This window comes from Collimonas sp., assembly GCF_039923675.1.
GTDB lineage: Bacteria > Pseudomonadota > Gammaproteobacteria > Burkholderiales > Burkholderiaceae_D > Collimonas.
In genome coordinates this window covers 151,226-165,883 of the sequence record NZ_JBDTCG010000017.1, presented here as the reverse complement: position 1 = coordinate 165,883, position 14,658 = coordinate 151,226, and the positions used below count along the sequence as shown (strand labels likewise).

The window sequence follows — 14,658 nt, the reverse complement described above, 5'->3', positions numbered from 1 at the left end:
AATCGAGGACTGATCATGGACCAATCCACACCGTCATATATCAAACGGACAACGCCGGTCATCGCGCGTTGCTTCGCCGTGTGCCTATGTGTATCGATTGGGCATGCTTCGGCGCAGCCTCTGGCGCAAGATATCAATGAGACGGTCACCAAGCTGCCGGTGACCGTCAAGAATTTATATGGCCGCGATGTGACCGGCGATATCATCGTGACGCAATTCAAGCCGGCCGGGCCGGGACCGTTCCCGCCGGTGATCATCAATCACGGCCGCAGCGGCACCGACCGTTCCAAGCCGCCGCGTTTCCGCTATACCCAGCAGGTGCGTTTCTTCACCGAACGGGGTTTCGCAGTGTTTGTGCCGACCCGGCTTGGCTATGGCGATACCGGCGTCGAGCCCGATCCGGAGGACAGCGGCGGCTGTGCGCAAAAGGACTATGGGCCGATGGCAGAGGCAGCCAGCACGGAAGTGCTGGCGGTGCTCGATTACGCCAAGCGGCAGTCTTACGTGAACCCGGAGCGGGTGCTGCTGGTCGGCCAATCGGTTGGCGGTTATACCACCACGGCTACTGCGGCCAGGATGCCGCAGGGCCTGGTGGCGGCGATCAATTTTGCCGGCGGCGCCGGTGGCGACCCGGACAAGCATCCGGGCGTGCCTTGCCAGGACGGCAAGCTGGAGAGCATGTACGCACAGTTCGGCAAGACCAGCAAGGCGCCGATGCTGTGGATCTACACGGAAAACGATTTGTACTTCGGTCCCAAGTACAGTCAGGAATGGCATGCCGCTTTTACCAAGGCCGGCGGCCACGCCGAATACAAACTGATGCCGGCCTATGGCAAGAATGGCCATCTTCTGTTCTCGTCAGGTACCACGGTGTGGGCGCCGGTGGTTGCCGATTTCCTGGACCGGGTGGGATTTTCAGCGGAGCCAACGGGTAAATGATGCAACACTATTTTGAATCGCTGGCCGGTTACCATGTCTGGGCCACAGCGAAATTGCTGGCACATGTCGATGCCATCGGCGAGACTGAATATCGCCGGGATTGCGGACTGTATTTCGCATCGATCCATGGCACGCTTAACCACATGCTGGTTGGCGAACGCAACTGGTATGCCCGCGTTGCGCGAGAAAATTCCAGCATTTCGCCGCTTGATGCCGAACTTGAAAGCCGACGCGATGTGCTTGGCCAAGCCCTGGGCGCGGCATCCAAACGCTGGGGCGACTGGCTAAGCATGCACCCGCAACAAAAATATGACGGCGATCTGCAATACACCCGAGCGTCCGGAGAGCCTGCCGTTGCGCCATTCGCGGCCGTGCTCGGCCACGTATTCAATCATGCCACCCATCACAGGGGCCAGATCACGGCGGCATTGACCGCCATGGGCCATCCATGTCCGGAACTCGATTTCATCTATTGGGCGATAGCCAAGCAACAAACGGAGAACAACCAGTGACTTACCAGACTTTAGCAATACAACAGGCCGCACAAGTGGCCACCATCACCCTCAACCGGCCTGAGGTGCGTAACGCCTTCAATGAAACCATGATCGCCGAGATCACCCACGCTTTCCTGGAACTGGGCCGCAGCGCCGAGGTGCGGGCGATCGTGCTGGCCGCGGACGGGCCGGCATTTTGCGCCGGCGGCGATCTTAACTGGATGAAGGCGATGGCGGATTACACGCCAGAACAGAACCGTGCCGATGCGGCGCAACTGGCGAGCATGCTGCGCACCATTTATCAATGCCCCAAGCCGGTGATCGCGCGGGTGCAGGGCGATTGCTATGCCGGCGGCCTCGGCCTGGTTGCCGCCTGCGATATCGTGGTCGCGGTGGAGGCGGCGCAGTTTTGCTTGTCGGAAGTGAAAATCGGCTTGATTCCGGCCACCATCTCGCCCTATGTCATCAAGTCCATCGGCGAGTCTGCTTCGCGCCGTTACTTTATTACCGCAGAACGGTTTTCCGCCGAAACCGCGCAGCGGCTTGGCCTGGTGCACGAGGTGAGCAGCGCCGAGAAGCTTGATGAAAATGTAAGCCTGTTGCTCAAGGCCTTGTTGGCGGCCAGCCCGAACGCCGTTACCGAAGCCAAGCGTCTGGTGCGTTCGATTGCGGGTCAGCCGCTGACGGAAGTCCTGATCGCCGACACAGTCGAAGAGATCGCAAAAATCCGTGCTTCCACCGAAGGAAGAGAGGGCGTACGGGCCTTCCTGGAGAAGCGTAAACCGTCCTGGTTGTTGTGATCGGATGGTGATCGCGCCGCGATCACATACAATCTCGTCCTTGCAGAGACGATTTTGCCCTGGTTGTTGCCCTGGTAGGTGCTGGAAATAATATTAAATGATTAACGAAGATTTTTTGAACGACCCCTATCCCGCCTATCACGCCTTGCGTGCCGAGGGCGCGCTGCATTGGAGCCCTGAGTTCTGCGGCGGCGCCTGGTTGTTGACCGGCCACGCCGACGTCGCCAGCGTGTTGCGCGATCCGCGCTTCTCGGTGCGGCGTGCCGGCGGCTGGGCCAACAGCAGCGGGCCGGGAGCGGTGACAGAATTGCGCGAATTCAAGCGCATTTTTTCGCGCTCGCTGTTGTTCGTCGATGCGCCTCAGCATACGCGCTTGCGGCAGGTGATGAATGCCGGTTTCAAGCCGGTGGCTTTGCAAGAACTGGCGCCGCAGATACAAGTTATTGTGGATCGTTTGCTGGATGAGGTGCTGGCGAAAGCTGGCCCGACCGCAGCCGGACAGTGCGCGGAATTTGTGCAGTTTGACTTCATGCGTGATTTTGCCCGTCCGCTGCCGGCACTGGTCATCGCCAGCATGCTCGGCATCGCCGCTGAAGACCGCAGCGACTTCGTCGCCTGGTCTGACGATATCGCGGCATTCATCGGCAGCCCGACGCCGACCCTGGAGATCGCCCGCGCGGCCCAGGTCAGCCTGATCGCGATGAACGAGTATTTCCGCCAGCTGCTGCCGCAACGCCGCGCCGCGCTGGGCGACGACCTGATGAGCCAGCTGATCCGCGCCGAAGCGAGCGGCGGCATCATCACTACCAAGGAATTGCTGGCGCAATGCTGCACCTTGCTGTTCGCCGGCCATGAAACCACGCGCAACCTGCTCGGCAACGGCATGCTGGCGCTGCTGCAGCATCCGCAGCAATGGCAAGCTTTGCAAGCCACGCCGTCTTTGCTGCCGTCAGCATTAAAGGAATTGCTGCGCTTCGACAGTCCGGTGCAATACACCGGCCGCCGGCTCAAGGTCGACGTCGAGATGCACGGCCAGCTGATGAAGAAAGGCGACCTGGTGATTCCGCTGATCGGCGCCGCCAATCGCGATCCCGCCAAATACACCGATCCGGACCGGCTCGATATCCAGCGCAACGAAGGCGCGCACCTGTCCTTCGGCTACGGCCCGCATGTCTGTATCGGCGCTACGCTGACTTATCTGGAAGCGGAAATCGCCATGCGCAGTGTGATGCAGCGTCTGCCGCAACTGCGTCTGGCAAGTAGTACGCAATCCTGGGGCGTGAATGCGGTATATCGCAGCCTGAACGCCTTGCCTTTGCAATTCGCCCACCCTGCGCCGGCTGTCAAACCGTCTGTAGTGGAAGCCGCATATGTCTGAGCTGCTGAACCAGATTCGGGAGCAACTGGCGGCGCTGCAAGAGCAGAAGCTGTTGCGCAAGCGGCGTATCGTCGACGGTCCGCAAGGTCCATTGCTGGAGGTCGACGGCCGCCAGTACCTGGCTTTCTGCAACAACGACTATCTCGGCCTGGCCAATCATCCGGCCTTGCATACGGCGGCGCAGGCCGGACTGGATAAATACGGCGTCGGCGCCAGCGCTTCGGCGCTGATCAGCGGCCACACCAGCGTGGTCGAAGAACTGGAACTGGCCCTGGCGGAATTCGTCGGCATGCCACGCGCGCTGCATTTTTCGACCGGCTACATGGCCAATATGGGCACCATCCCGGCGCTGGTCGGCGCCGGCGATGTGGTGTTTTCGGACCGGCTGAACCACGCTTGCCTGATCGATGGCGCGCGCTTGTCGGGCGCGCAGTTCCGCATCTATCCGCATGGCGATGTCGCCAGGCTGGAGCAATTGCTGGCGAAGAGCGAGCACCCGCGCAAGCTGGTGGTCACCGATGCGATCTTCAGCATGGATGGCGATATCGCACCGTTGCCGGAACTGTTGGCCCTGTGTGAAAAGTGCGATGCCTGGCTGCTGGTCGACGATGCCCACGGTTTCGGCGTGCTGGGACCGCAAGGACGCGGCAGCGTGTCGCATTTCGGGTTGAAATCGGAGCGTATCCTGTACATGGGAACGCTCGGCAAAGCCGCCGGCGTGGCCGGGGCGTTTGTCGCCGGCGATGCGATCCTGATCGAATGGCTGCTGCAACGCGCGCGCACTTATATATTCACCACCGCCAGCCCGCCGATGCTGGCCAGCGCCTTGCTGGCAGCAGTCAAGCTGATGCAGACGGAAGACTGGCGGCAAAGGCACTTGCAGCAGTTGATTGCGCGTTTGCGCAGCGGCCTGGCCAGTCTGCCGTGGCCATTGCTGCCATCGGAAACGGCGGTGCAAGCCTTGATCGTTGGCGATAACCAGCTGGCGCTGGATCTGATGGAGGGTTTGCGCGAACAGGGAATCTGGGTGCCGGCCATCCGGCCGCCGACTGTGCCGAAAGACACGGCGCGCCTGCGCATCTCGTTGTCGGCGGCGCACAGCAACGAACAAGTAGATCAATTGATCGGCGCACTGCATGTATTGGCAAAAAATATGCCGGCTTCGATGCGCGCAGCATAATAAGGTAATAAGGAAAACCGTTGAATAAAAACACCATCGCACCCAAGCCGGACCTGGTTCAGCGCAGCCTGAACAGTGTCTGGCATCCGTGCACCCAAATGCAGCATCATGAGTCGGTGCCGCTGATCCCGGTTAGCCGCGGGCGCGGCGCCTGGCTCTACGACACGGAAGGCAAGCGCTATCTGGACGCGATCAGTTCCTGGTGGGTCAACCTGTTCGGCCACGCCAATCCGCGCATCAACGCCGCCTTGAAGGATCAGCTCGACCAGCTGGAACACGCGATGCTGGCCGGCTTTACCCATGAACCTGTAGTGCAGCTATCGGAACAACTGGCGGCGCGCACCGGCCATGTGCTGGGACATTGTTTCTATGCCTCGGACGGCGCTTCGGCGGTCGAGATTGCGCTGAAGATGAGTTTTCACGCCTGGCGCAATGCAGGCTATGGCGACAAGCAGGAATTCGTTTGTCTCAAAGGCGGTTATCACGGCGAAACCATCGGCGCGCTGGCGGTCACCGATGTGCCGCTTTTCCGCGACGCCTATGGCCCCTTGCTGCGGCAGGCGCATGTGGTGGCGTCACCCGATGCGCGCGCCGCGCGCGACGGTGAAAGCGCCGCCGACGTCGCCCATCGCGCGGTGTCGACGCTGGAAAAGCTGCTGCAGCAACGCTCCAGCCATATCGCCGCCGTCATCATCGAGCCGCTGGTGCAATGCGCCACCGGCATGGCGATGCATGATCCGGTGTATTTGCGTGAATTGCGCGCCTTGTGCGACCGCTACAAAGTGCATCTGATTTTTGACGAGATTGCCGTGGGTTGCGGCCGCACCGGCACTTTCTTCGCCTCCGAACAGGCTGCAGCTCCTGGGGAATCGCCGATCTGGCCGGATTTCCTGTGCCTGTCCAAGGGCATCAGTGGCGGCTATCTACCTTTGTCACTGGTGATGACGCGCGACGACATCTACCAGGCTTTCTACGATACCGAGGTTGCGCGCGGCTTCCTGCATTCGCATTCCTACACTGGCAATCCGCTGGCATGCCGTGCGGCGCTGGCGACCCTGGCGATCTTCGAGGAAGACGATGTGCTGAATGCCAATCGTCGGCGGGCGGAGAAAATCACGGCAGCGCTGGCGCCATTGGCGCAACATCCGAAGGTAAGGCACTTCCGCCAGCGCGGCATGATCTGGGCGTTTGACGCCATCGTCGATAACAAGGCGCATGCGGCCACTTTTTCACGACGCTTTTTCAGTAGCGCGGTAGAACACGAATTGTTGATGCGACCGATTGGCAAGACTGTGTATTTGATGCCGCCGTACATTCTTGACGATGAAGAAATCGCCCTGCTAGGCGCGCGCACCGCTGCAGTATTTGAAAGCGTGATCGGCCATGACTGACGCTAATCCGGATCAACAGAAAGCCGCCTGGTTCATCGCCGGCACGGATACCGAAATCGGCAAGACGCTGATTGCCGGTGCGATGTTGCATGCGCTGACCGAAATCGGCGTGCGCAGCGTCGGCATGAAACCGGTGGCCGCCGGCGCGGAATTGCGCGACGGCGTCTGGCACAACGACGATGCAGACATCTTGGCGGCAGAAGGCAGCGTGGCGTTGCCACAGGAGCTGACGACACCGTATCTGCTGCGCCAGCCGACCGCTCCGCATATCGCTGCCGTACAAGAAGACCGGACCATCGAGATAGCGCACATTCTTTCATGCTATCACCAGCTCACCGGCTTGGCCGATGCGCTGGTGGTTGAGGGCGTCGGCGGTTTCCGCGTGCCGCTCAACGATCATCAGGATACCGCCGATCTGGCGCAGCAGCTCGGTTTGCCGGTGGTGCTGGTGGTCGGCTTGCGGTTGGGCTGCATCAACCATGCGCTGCTGACGGCCGAAGCGATTGCCGCGCGCGGTTTGCAGCTTGCTGGCTGGATCGCCAATACGGTCGACGTCCACATGCTCAACGGCGACGCCAATATTGCAGCGCTGAGCAGCCGTATCGCCGCACCTTTTCTGGGCCACGTGCCGCGCATGGACCCGTTGCCCGCCAAGGCGCTGGTCAAGGCGGCCGCGGGCCATTTGAATTTTTCATGTTTGCCGGGGTGGCCTGAATCCAGGTCTCAACTACGCGGCAGCCACTCTTAAACCTATTCCCTCAATACAAAGGAAATCTGATCATGTCATCGCAACCAATTACCTTCCAGCCAGCAGCCAAAGCCATGGTGTTTCCGGACGACGCCAAATGGCCGGTAGAAAAAGTACTGGACCTGTTCAACCTGCCGTTCAATGAACTGATCTTCAAGGCGCAGCAAGCGCATCGGGAAAATTTCGATCCGAACGAAGTCGAGCTGGCCACGCTGCTATCGATCAAGACCGGCGGTTGCCCGGAAGATTGCGGCTACTGTCCGCAAGCTGCGCGTTACGACACTGGCGTCACTGCGCAAAAAATCCTGCCGCTGGACACCGTACTGGAAGCCGCGCGCCAAGCCAAGGCCCACGGCGCCACCCGTTTCTGCATGGGCGCTGCCTGGCGCGAGCCGAAAGACCGTGACCTGGAAAAGGTCGAAGAAATGGTGCGTGAAGTCAAGGCGCTCGGCCTGGAAACCTGCGCCACGCTGGGCATGCTGGGCGAAGGCCAGGCGGAACGCCTGAAGGGCGCCGGTCTCGATTATTACAACCACAACCTCGATACCGCACCGGAAATCTACGGCGACATCATCACCACCCGCGACTACCAGAACCGCCTGGACACGCTCGACAGCGTGCGCGGCGCCGGCATCAAGGTCTGCTGCGGCGGTATCGTCGGCATGGGCGAATCGCGCTTGCAACGCGCCGGCCTGGTAGCGCAACTGGCCAATCTTGAGCCGTATCCGGAATCGGTGCCGGTCAACAACCTGGTGCAGGTTGAAGGCACGCCGTTGCACGGCATCGCACCGCTCGATTTGTTCGAATTCGTGCGCACCGTGGCGGTCGCGCGCATTACCATGCCAAAGGCGCGGGTGCGTTTGTCGGCTGGCCGTCGTCAAATGGGTGACGCAATTCAAAGCCTGTGTTTCCTGGCCGGCGCCAATTCGATTTTCTACGGCGACAAGCTGCTGACCACTGGCAATCCGGAAGTCGAGGAAGACCGTGCACTGCTGGAAAAGTTGGGCATGCATTCGCGTTCGTCAACCTTCGACGCACGTTGCGAAGTGACCGCGGATACCGATACCAATAACACCCAGCCACAATAAATATAGAGGGGGAGACAGTATGTTTACCAAGATCCTGATTGCCAATCGCGGCGAGATCGCTTGCCGCGTGGCAGCCACCGCACGACGCATGGGCATCAAGACCGTGGCAGTGTATTCCGACGCGGACGCCGGCGCCAAGCACGTCGCGGTGTGCGACGAGGCGGTATTGATCGGCCCGCCGGCAGCCAAGGAAAGTTATCTGCGCGCCGACAAGATCATCGAAGTGGCGCTGGCGACCGGCGCCCAGGCGATTCATCCCGGCTACGGCTTCCTGTCCGAGAACGCCCGGTTCGCCGAGGCTTGCGCCAAGGCCGGCCTGGTATTCATCGGCCCGCCGGCCAGCGCGATTTCGGCCATGGGTTCGAAATCGGCTGCCAAGGAATTGATGGAAAAAGCCAAGGTGCCGCTGGTGCCCGGTTATCATGGCGAAAACCAGGACGCCGATTTCCTGCAGATGGAAGCTGACAAAATCACCTATCCGGTGCTGCTGAAAGCCAGCGCCGGCGGTGGCGGCAAGGGCATGCGCATCGTCGAGAAAAGCGCAGACTTCAAGTCGGCACTGGCATCTTGCAAGCGCGAGGCGATCAACAGTTTCGGCGACGACAAGGTGCTGGTTGAACGTTATCTGACCCGCCCACGGCATATCGAAATCCAGGTGTTTGCCGATACCCAGAGTGATTGCGTCTACCTGTTCGAGCGCGACTGCTCGGTGCAACGGCGTCATCAAAAGGTACTGGAAGAAGCGCCGGCGCCGGGCATGACGGCGGAGCGCCGGCGCGCCATGGGCGAAGCGGCGGTGGCGGCGGCCAAGGCGGTCGGCTATGTCGGCGCGGGTACGGTGGAATTCATCGCCAACCAGGACGGTTCTTTCTATTTCATGGAAATGAACACGCGCCTGCAAGTCGAACATCCGGTAACCGAAATGATCACGGGTCTTGATCTGGTCGAATGGCAATTGCGCGTGGCTTCGGGCCAGCCGCTGCCATTGAAACAGGATCAGCTGAAACTCAGCGGCCATGCATTGGAAGCACGGATTTACGCAGAGAATCCGGACAAGGGCTTCTTGCCATCGATCGGCACCCTGCGCCATTTGCGGACACCCGCAGCAAGCGCCTTTGAAGTCAGCCAATCCAGCGCCAGCATCGTACGGATCGATTCCGGCGTACGCGAAGGCGACGCCATTTCTCCATTCTACGACCCGATGATCGCCAAGCTGATCGTCTGGGGCCAGGACCGCCAGCAAGCGCTGGCGGCGATGGCGAAGGCGCTCGCTGAATATCAGATTGTCGGCCTCGCCAGCAACGTCAAGTTCCTGCAGCGCCTGATTGGCAGCAAGGCATTTTCGGAAGCGGATCTGGATACCGGTTTGATCGAACGCCATCACGACGCTTTGTTCCCTGCCGCCGCGCCGGTGGCAATCGAAGTATTGGCGCTGGCTGCCGCATCGCTGCTGCTGTCCGAGCGCAATGCGGTGCATAACGCCGGCAGCGATCCCTGGACCAGCACAGATGGCTGGCGTCTTAACAGCAACCTGCAACGCCGGCTGGCGTTTGTCGACGGCGACAAACCGGAAGCGCTGGACGTCATGTACGAAACCGGACGCTGGTTGCTGCACCATGAACAATTGCAGGGACAGAATTTCCGCCAGATGAAAGTCTTGCATCAAACCGGCAGTGCAATTGAAATCAGCCTGGGCGAGCGCACCGTGGCTGGCACCGTGGTGCGCGAAGGCGAACAATTCCACGTTTTCTACGCCGGCAGCCAGTACACGCTGGGCTATGTCGATCCGCTGCTGCACGCGGGTGACGCCGAAGCCGAAGGCGGCCGTCTCACCGCACCGATGCCAGGCAAGATCGTCGCGCTGCTGGTAACGCAAGGCGAGCAAGTTAAAAAAGGCGCGCCATTGCTCATCATGGAAGCGATGAAAATGGAGCACACCATCGCCGCCCCGGCCAACGGCCTGGTAGAAGAATTGCTGTACGCAGTAGGCGATCAGGTCAGCGAATCGGCGCAACTGCTGGTATTCAAGCCAGACTGAATACGTTGAGGACCACACCTTGAAACTCTTGTGTTACGTACCACCGGGCAGCGACTTTGAAAACTGGATAGCCGACTTCAGCAAAGCCCTGCCGCAAGCCGAAATCCGTTTCTGGCAGGAAGGCGATGACGCCCCGGCCGATTACGCCCTGGTCTGGCGTCCGCCCGCAGTCATGCTGCAGGGACGCCATGATCTCAAGGCGATTTTCAACCTGGGCGCCGGCGTCGACGCTATCTTGAAACTGGGCGATGCGCTGCCGGCCGGAGTGCCGCTGATCCGTATCGAAGACGGCGGCATGGCGGTCCAGATGGCTAGCTATGTGACGCACGCGGTGCTCGGTTATTTCGGTCGCTATGACATCTATCGGCAACAAGCCGTGCGTCGTGAATGGCGGCCCTTGCCGGAACCGGACAAGCGCGAATTCAGCATCGGCATTCTCGGCCTGGGCGTGCTTGGATCGCGCATTGCCGCCGCATTGACGCATTTCGATTTTCCCGTGAATGGCTGGAGCCGAACGCCCAAGGATTTGCCGGGTGTGCGCAATTTTGTCGGCGACGGCGCGCTCGACGGTTTCTTGCGGGCGTCGCGCGTGCTGGTCTGCATCCTGCCGTTGACCGACGCCACGCGCGGCATCGTCAATCGGGAGAATCTGCTGAAACTGCGGAAGGGCGCGGAAGGCGCATACTTGATCAACGTTGCCCGCGGCGGCCACGTAGTCGAGGCCGATTTGCTGGCGCTGATCCAGGAAGGACAGATCGCAGCCGCAACGCTGGACGTGTTCGAGCAAGAACCGCTGCCGCCGGATCATCCATTCTGGCAGGAACCGCGAATCGACATCACGCCGCACATTTCTGCCATCACCGTCGACGAAGATTCGGTACAGCAGATCTGCGCCAAGATACAGTTGCTGGAACAAGGCAAAGCGGTGAGCGGCATCATTGATCGCAGTAACGGTTACTAAGAGGCAAACCATGACATTTCCCAGCAAAGTCAAAATCGTTGAAGTCGGTCCGCGCGACGGCTTGCAGAACGAAAAGGAAACCATTCCGGCCGACGTGAAAATTGCGCTGGTCGACCAGCTCACCAACGCCGGTTTCGTCAATATCGAAGCGGCGTCATTCGTGTCGCCGAAATGGGTGCCGCAGATGGCCACGTCGACCGAAGTGATGGCGGCCATCCAGCGCAAGCCGGGCGTGATCTATTCCGCCCTGGTGCCCAACATGAAGGGGCTGGAAGCCGCGCTGGCGGCCGGCGCCGACGAGATGGTGATTTTTGGCGCGGCGTCCGAAGCTTTCTCGCAAAAGAATATCAATTGTTCGATTGCAGAATCGATCGAGCGCTTCCGCGATGTCGCCAAGCTGGCCAAGCAGGAAGGCAAGCGCCTGCGCGGTAGCATCAGTTGCGTGTTCGGCTGTCCGTATCAAGGTGAAGTCGGGGTCGATTCGGTGGTCGATGTGCTGCATCGCTTGCGCGATCTCGGCTGCGATGAAATCGATATTGCCGATACCATCGGCGTCGCTACCCCGAATAAAGTCCATGCAGTGATGCAAAGACTGGTGCAGGAATTTCCAATCGAACGCTTGTCCGGGCATTTCCATGATACCTACGGCCAGGCATTGGCGAATATCTACGCCAGCCTGGAAGTCGGCATTTCGATCTATCATTCCTCGGTTGCCGGACTGGGCGGCTGCCCGTACGCCAAGGGCGCGACAGGTAACGTGGCCTCGGAAGACGTGTTATATCTGATGCAAGGCCTGGGGATTGAAACCGGCATCGACCTCGACATGGTGGTAGACGCCGGCCAGTTCATCTCGCGTCACTTGGGCCGTAAATCCGCCAGCCATGCCGGCAATGCCATTGCGGCCAAGCGCGCAGCGAGCTAATCTTTACAGCAAGACGCCAAGTTGGCGGGCAGCCTCGAAAGGAACATCTTGACTGAAGATCTCTCGGTATTGACGCGGCCCGCAAGTCCGCCGGACCAGGTTCTGGCATACGGCGCCGATATCGATCAGGTAGCGGAGCTGCGCTTTGGCGGCGAGGGTGCCGTCAAATTGCCGCTGTTGGTGGTGGTGCACGGGGGATTCTGGCGGCAGCAATACGATCGCAAGCATGCCGCATCCATGGCGGCCGCGTTTGCCGCGCTAGGCTGGACGGTGGTGACCGTAGAGTACCGCAGGATTCCGGGTAATCCTGATGCCAGCTTGCAGGATGTCGTGCGCGCAGTGCAGGTGTTGCCGGCGCTGCCAGCGTTGATTGCGCAACACAATGGCAAGGTGATCATGATCGGTCATTCAGCCGGTGGGCATCTGGCCCTGTACACAGCCGGGAAATACTTGCTACCGGCGTTGCACGGCGTGCTGGCGCTGGCGCCGGTCGCCGATCTGCGCCTGGCGCATGCACTCAGGCTTGGCAATGGCGCGGTCAGGGATTTTCTCGGGGTTGAAGCGATAGAACGCCCGGGCGCCGATCCGAAACTGCTGGGAACGCCGCCTGTCTTGGTCACCATTGTGCATGGCGTCGAGGACGCCGTCGTGCCGCAGGCGATTTCAGAATCTTATCTAGCGGCTTATCCGAAGACGCGGCTGGTGCGGCTGCAAGGCAGCGGCCATTTCGCCCTGATAGATCCTCTTAGTACAGCATGGCCGACAGTCGTCGCCGAATTGCAGCGACTGTGCGAGCAGTGAAGCAGCAGCGGCCTGGTTGTAGAATATTTGTTCAACCGTTGTAGAAAAAGCAAATGCAAATGCAAAACGACAAACTTCCCGACACCGCACAGCGCGTGGCCGACCTGCTGGCGCAGATAGGCCATGACAAGCAGGTTGTCATGCTGTCAGAAACCGGCAAGACTTCAGCCGAAGCCGCCGCGGGTCTAGGCTGTAGCGTGGCTGAAATCGCCAAGTCGATCGTGTTCCGGCGGCTGTCCGATGACGCCGCCGTGATGGTGGTCGCCAGTGGTAGCAATCGCGTCGATGAAGCCAAGGTTGCCGCTATCGTCGGGCCGCTAGGCAAGGCCGACGCGCGCTTTGTCAAGGAACGTATCGGCTACGCGATTGGCGGCGTTTGCCCGATCGGCCACGTCGGCAAGACCGTGATGCTGATCGATGAGGATTTGCTGCGGCTGGCCAGCGTCTGGGCGGCGGCCGGCCATCCGCACGCCGTGTTCAACCTGACGCCGCAGCAACTGGTGGCGATGACTGCGGCGCCGGTGGCGGATGTGGCGCTACGGGCCTGATCGGCCGGATCAATCGTCTTGCGCGATTTTCAGCGTGGCGGTCTGATACCAGTCGATCTTGCGGGTCACTGCCATGATCACGGCCAGGATAACGAACAGCATCAAGGCGCCCAGCAATAGCGCATTGTCTTCCGAGATCAGCAAACCGTATAAGGTTCCGTACAGCAGCGTCAGCATCGCGCCGAAACCCAATGCGCGCAGAAAGCTGCGTAATACCTGCGTCAGATAGAAAGTCAGCAAGCCGATGCAGGCGCCGCTGGCGATCAGATACGCAATCCAGAAGGTAATGTGCTCGGAAAGGCTGACCAGCAGCAGGAAGAATATCGCCAGTCCCAAACCGACCAGCAGATACTGGATCGGATGGATGGGTAACTGTTTGATGGTTTCAAAAATGAAAAAGCCGACGAAGGTGAGCAGGACGAACAGTAACCCGTACTTGGTCGCGCGGTCCGCTTGCGAGTAGATGTTGACCGGTTCCGCCAACTGGATTTCCAGGCTTTCTATTGCAGCTTTGCCGTCGCCGCCTGTACGTAATTCACGTTGCGCGCTGGACGCCAGCGACGATACCTCCCACAGTGCGTGGAATCCCTTGTCGGATATACTGCGTTCGCGCGGCAAAAAGCTGCCGCCGAACTGCGGGTGCGGCCAGCTCGATGTCAGTTCTATCCGGTTGTTGCCGGCAATCGGCGTGATTGCCAGTGTTTCCGTTCCGGCCAAAGTCATGTCCAGCGAAAAATCCAGGCTGCCGTTCGCGCTGATGTCGGCTTTCGGCAGGCTTGCATGCATGCCTTTGCCGAACGAGCCGGCGCCTTGCTCCAGCAGTAATGCCTGTGTTCCGGTTTTGATCGAGGGCGAGCCGACCAGGCCGCGCACGTCGCTAATGCCGATCGCCAGATAGGGCGTCAGTAGGCTTATCTGATCGGCAGCCAGCTTTTCCGGCGTCGGCAATTGGTAATCGATACTACCGCTGGCATGGCTTTGCAGCTCGTAGACATGGACTTTGTGCAAGCCGCGATAGCGTTCGGTGGGCAGCAGTTTTCCTTGCATCTGCAAATCCTTCGGGAAGAACCGGTACTCGCGCTCCTCGGTGCGGCTGCTGTAGGTTTTTTTGCCGTTGGTGTCCTGGCCTACCAGCTCGTCGATCTTGATTTTATACGGCACCACCAGCACCGGCCCGGTAACGGTCTGGCTGCCGGCATAGCTGGCGGCAATCGAGGCGATCGCTTCCTGCCGATGCAGTTGGCGGTCTTGCACGGTGTCGCGGATCAGGCTCAAGGGAATCAGGATCAGCAACGTCAAAATGAAGATTGCCAGCAATTTGAGTAGCAAAGGTCGGTTCATGGTCTCTCTCGGTTGGGTCACAGTGACGG

The 14,658-nt window shown here is 60.2% G+C and carries 14 protein-coding genes; 13 read left to right on the top strand and 1 reads right to left on the bottom strand.

Going from position 1 to position 14,658, the window contains the following annotated elements; genetic code table 11:
• The first annotated feature begins 15 nt into the window (after positions 1-15).
• The 13 genes from ABI171_RS04540 to ABI171_RS04480 all read left to right on the top strand — a co-directional run bounded on the left by ABI171_RS04540 (position 16) and on the right by ABI171_RS04480 (position 13,288).
• Entirely contained in the window at positions 16-939 is a 924-nt protein-coding gene (locus ABI171_RS04540; protein ID WP_348091415.1) for an alpha/beta fold hydrolase, read from the top strand.
• Entirely contained in the window at positions 936-1,451 is a 516-nt protein-coding gene (locus tag ABI171_RS04535; RefSeq protein WP_348091414.1) for a DinB family protein, read from the top strand. The genes ABI171_RS04540 and ABI171_RS04535 overlap by 4 nt, the downstream gene beginning before the upstream one ends.
• Positions 1,448-2,233 (top strand): enoyl-CoA hydratase/isomerase family protein, encoded by a 786-nt coding sequence (locus ABI171_RS04530; RefSeq protein WP_348091413.1) that lies wholly within the window; start codon positions 1,448-1,450, stop codon positions 2,231-2,233. The genes ABI171_RS04535 and ABI171_RS04530 overlap by 4 nt, the downstream gene beginning before the upstream one ends.
• Positions 2,234-2,330: 97 nt before the next feature.
• Complete coding sequence (locus tag ABI171_RS04525) at positions 2,331-3,611, top strand: cytochrome P450 (RefSeq protein WP_348091412.1); 1,281 nt, start codon at positions 2,331-2,333, stop codon at positions 3,609-3,611.
• Positions 3,604-4,791, top strand: coding sequence for an 8-amino-7-oxononanoate synthase (gene bioF / locus ABI171_RS04520; protein ID WP_348091411.1), 1,188 nt, complete (start codon positions 3,604-3,606; stop codon positions 4,789-4,791). Before ABI171_RS04525 ends, bioF begins: the two co-directional genes overlap by 8 nt.
• A 20-nt stretch (positions 4,792-4,811) precedes the next feature.
• On the top strand, positions 4,812-6,182 hold the full coding sequence (bioA, locus tag ABI171_RS04515; RefSeq protein ID WP_348091410.1) for an adenosylmethionine--8-amino-7-oxononanoate transaminase: 1,371 nt from the start codon (positions 4,812-4,814) through the stop codon (positions 6,180-6,182).
• Positions 6,175-6,930, top strand: coding sequence for a dethiobiotin synthase (gene bioD, locus ABI171_RS04510; RefSeq protein WP_348091409.1), 756 nt, complete (start codon positions 6,175-6,177; stop codon positions 6,928-6,930). Before bioA ends, bioD begins: the two co-directional genes overlap by 8 nt.
• Before the next feature lie 32 nt (positions 6,931-6,962).
• The gene (gene bioB / locus ABI171_RS04505) at positions 6,963-8,018 is read left to right on the top strand and encodes a biotin synthase BioB (protein ID WP_348091408.1); all 1,056 of its coding nucleotides are present in this window, start codon (positions 6,963-6,965) and stop codon (positions 8,016-8,018) included.
• Between the two features lie 19 nt (positions 8,019-8,037).
• Positions 8,038-10,056: an acetyl/propionyl/methylcrotonyl-CoA carboxylase subunit alpha gene (locus tag ABI171_RS04500; RefSeq protein WP_348091407.1), complete on the top strand. Its 2,019-nt coding sequence runs from the start codon at positions 8,038-8,040 to the stop codon at positions 10,054-10,056.
• A gap of 19 nt (positions 10,057-10,075) precedes the next feature.
• Entirely contained in the window at positions 10,076-11,017 is a 942-nt protein-coding gene (locus tag ABI171_RS04495) for a glyoxylate/hydroxypyruvate reductase A (protein ID WP_348091406.1), read from the top strand.
• 10 nt (positions 11,018-11,027) lie between these two features.
• Positions 11,028-11,939, top strand: a complete 912-nt coding sequence (locus ABI171_RS04490) for a hydroxymethylglutaryl-CoA lyase (RefSeq protein WP_348091405.1) — start codon at positions 11,028-11,030, stop codon at positions 11,937-11,939.
• A gap of 48 nt (positions 11,940-11,987) precedes the next feature.
• Positions 11,988-12,740 carry an alpha/beta hydrolase gene (locus ABI171_RS04485; protein ID WP_348091404.1) on the top strand — a complete coding sequence of 251 codons (753 nt, stop codon included), beginning with the start codon at positions 11,988-11,990 and terminating at the stop codon, positions 12,738-12,740.
• A 53-nt stretch (positions 12,741-12,793) separates the two neighbouring features.
• Positions 12,794-13,288 (top strand): YbaK/EbsC family protein, encoded by a 495-nt coding sequence (locus ABI171_RS04480; protein WP_348091403.1) that lies wholly within the window; start codon positions 12,794-12,796, stop codon positions 13,286-13,288.
• A gap of 9 nt (positions 13,289-13,297) precedes the next feature.
• On the opposite strand, the gene creD is transcribed toward ABI171_RS04480, so the two are convergent.
• A complete protein-coding gene (gene creD / locus ABI171_RS04475; RefSeq protein ID WP_348091402.1) occupies positions 13,298-14,629 on the bottom strand; it encodes a cell envelope integrity protein CreD in 1,332 nt (443 codons plus the stop codon).
• Positions 14,630-14,658: the final 29 nt, after the last annotated feature.

Excerpts from the sequence above, each read along its gene's own strand:
- ABI171_RS04540 (WP_348091415.1), top strand. The coding sequence starts at position 16 with ATGGACCAATCCACACCGTCATATATCAAACGGACAACGCCGGTCATC.
- ABI171_RS04525 (WP_348091412.1), top strand. The coding sequence starts at position 2,331 with ATGATTAACGAAGATTTTTTGAACGACCCCTATCCCGCCTATCACGCC.
- bioF (WP_348091411.1), top strand. The coding sequence starts at position 3,604 with ATGTCTGAGCTGCTGAACCAGATTCGGGAGCAACTGGCGGCGCTGCAA.
- creD (WP_348091402.1), bottom strand. The coding sequence starts at position 14,629 with ATGAACCGACCTTTGCTACTCAAATTGCTGGCAATCTTCATTTTGACG.
- bioB (WP_348091408.1), top strand. The coding sequence starts at position 6,963 with ATGTCATCGCAACCAATTACCTTCCAGCCAGCAGCCAAAGCCATGGTG.
- ABI171_RS04500 (WP_348091407.1), top strand. The coding sequence starts at position 8,038 with ATGTTTACCAAGATCCTGATTGCCAATCGCGGCGAGATCGCTTGCCGC.
- ABI171_RS04480 (WP_348091403.1), top strand. The coding sequence starts at position 12,794 with ATGCAAATGCAAAACGACAAACTTCCCGACACCGCACAGCGCGTGGCC.
- bioD (WP_348091409.1), top strand. The coding sequence starts at position 6,175 with ATGACTGACGCTAATCCGGATCAACAGAAAGCCGCCTGGTTCATCGCC.
- ABI171_RS04535 (WP_348091414.1), top strand. The coding sequence starts at position 936 with ATGATGCAACACTATTTTGAATCGCTGGCCGGTTACCATGTCTGGGCC.
- ABI171_RS04490 (WP_348091405.1), top strand. The coding sequence starts at position 11,028 with ATGACATTTCCCAGCAAAGTCAAAATCGTTGAAGTCGGTCCGCGCGAC.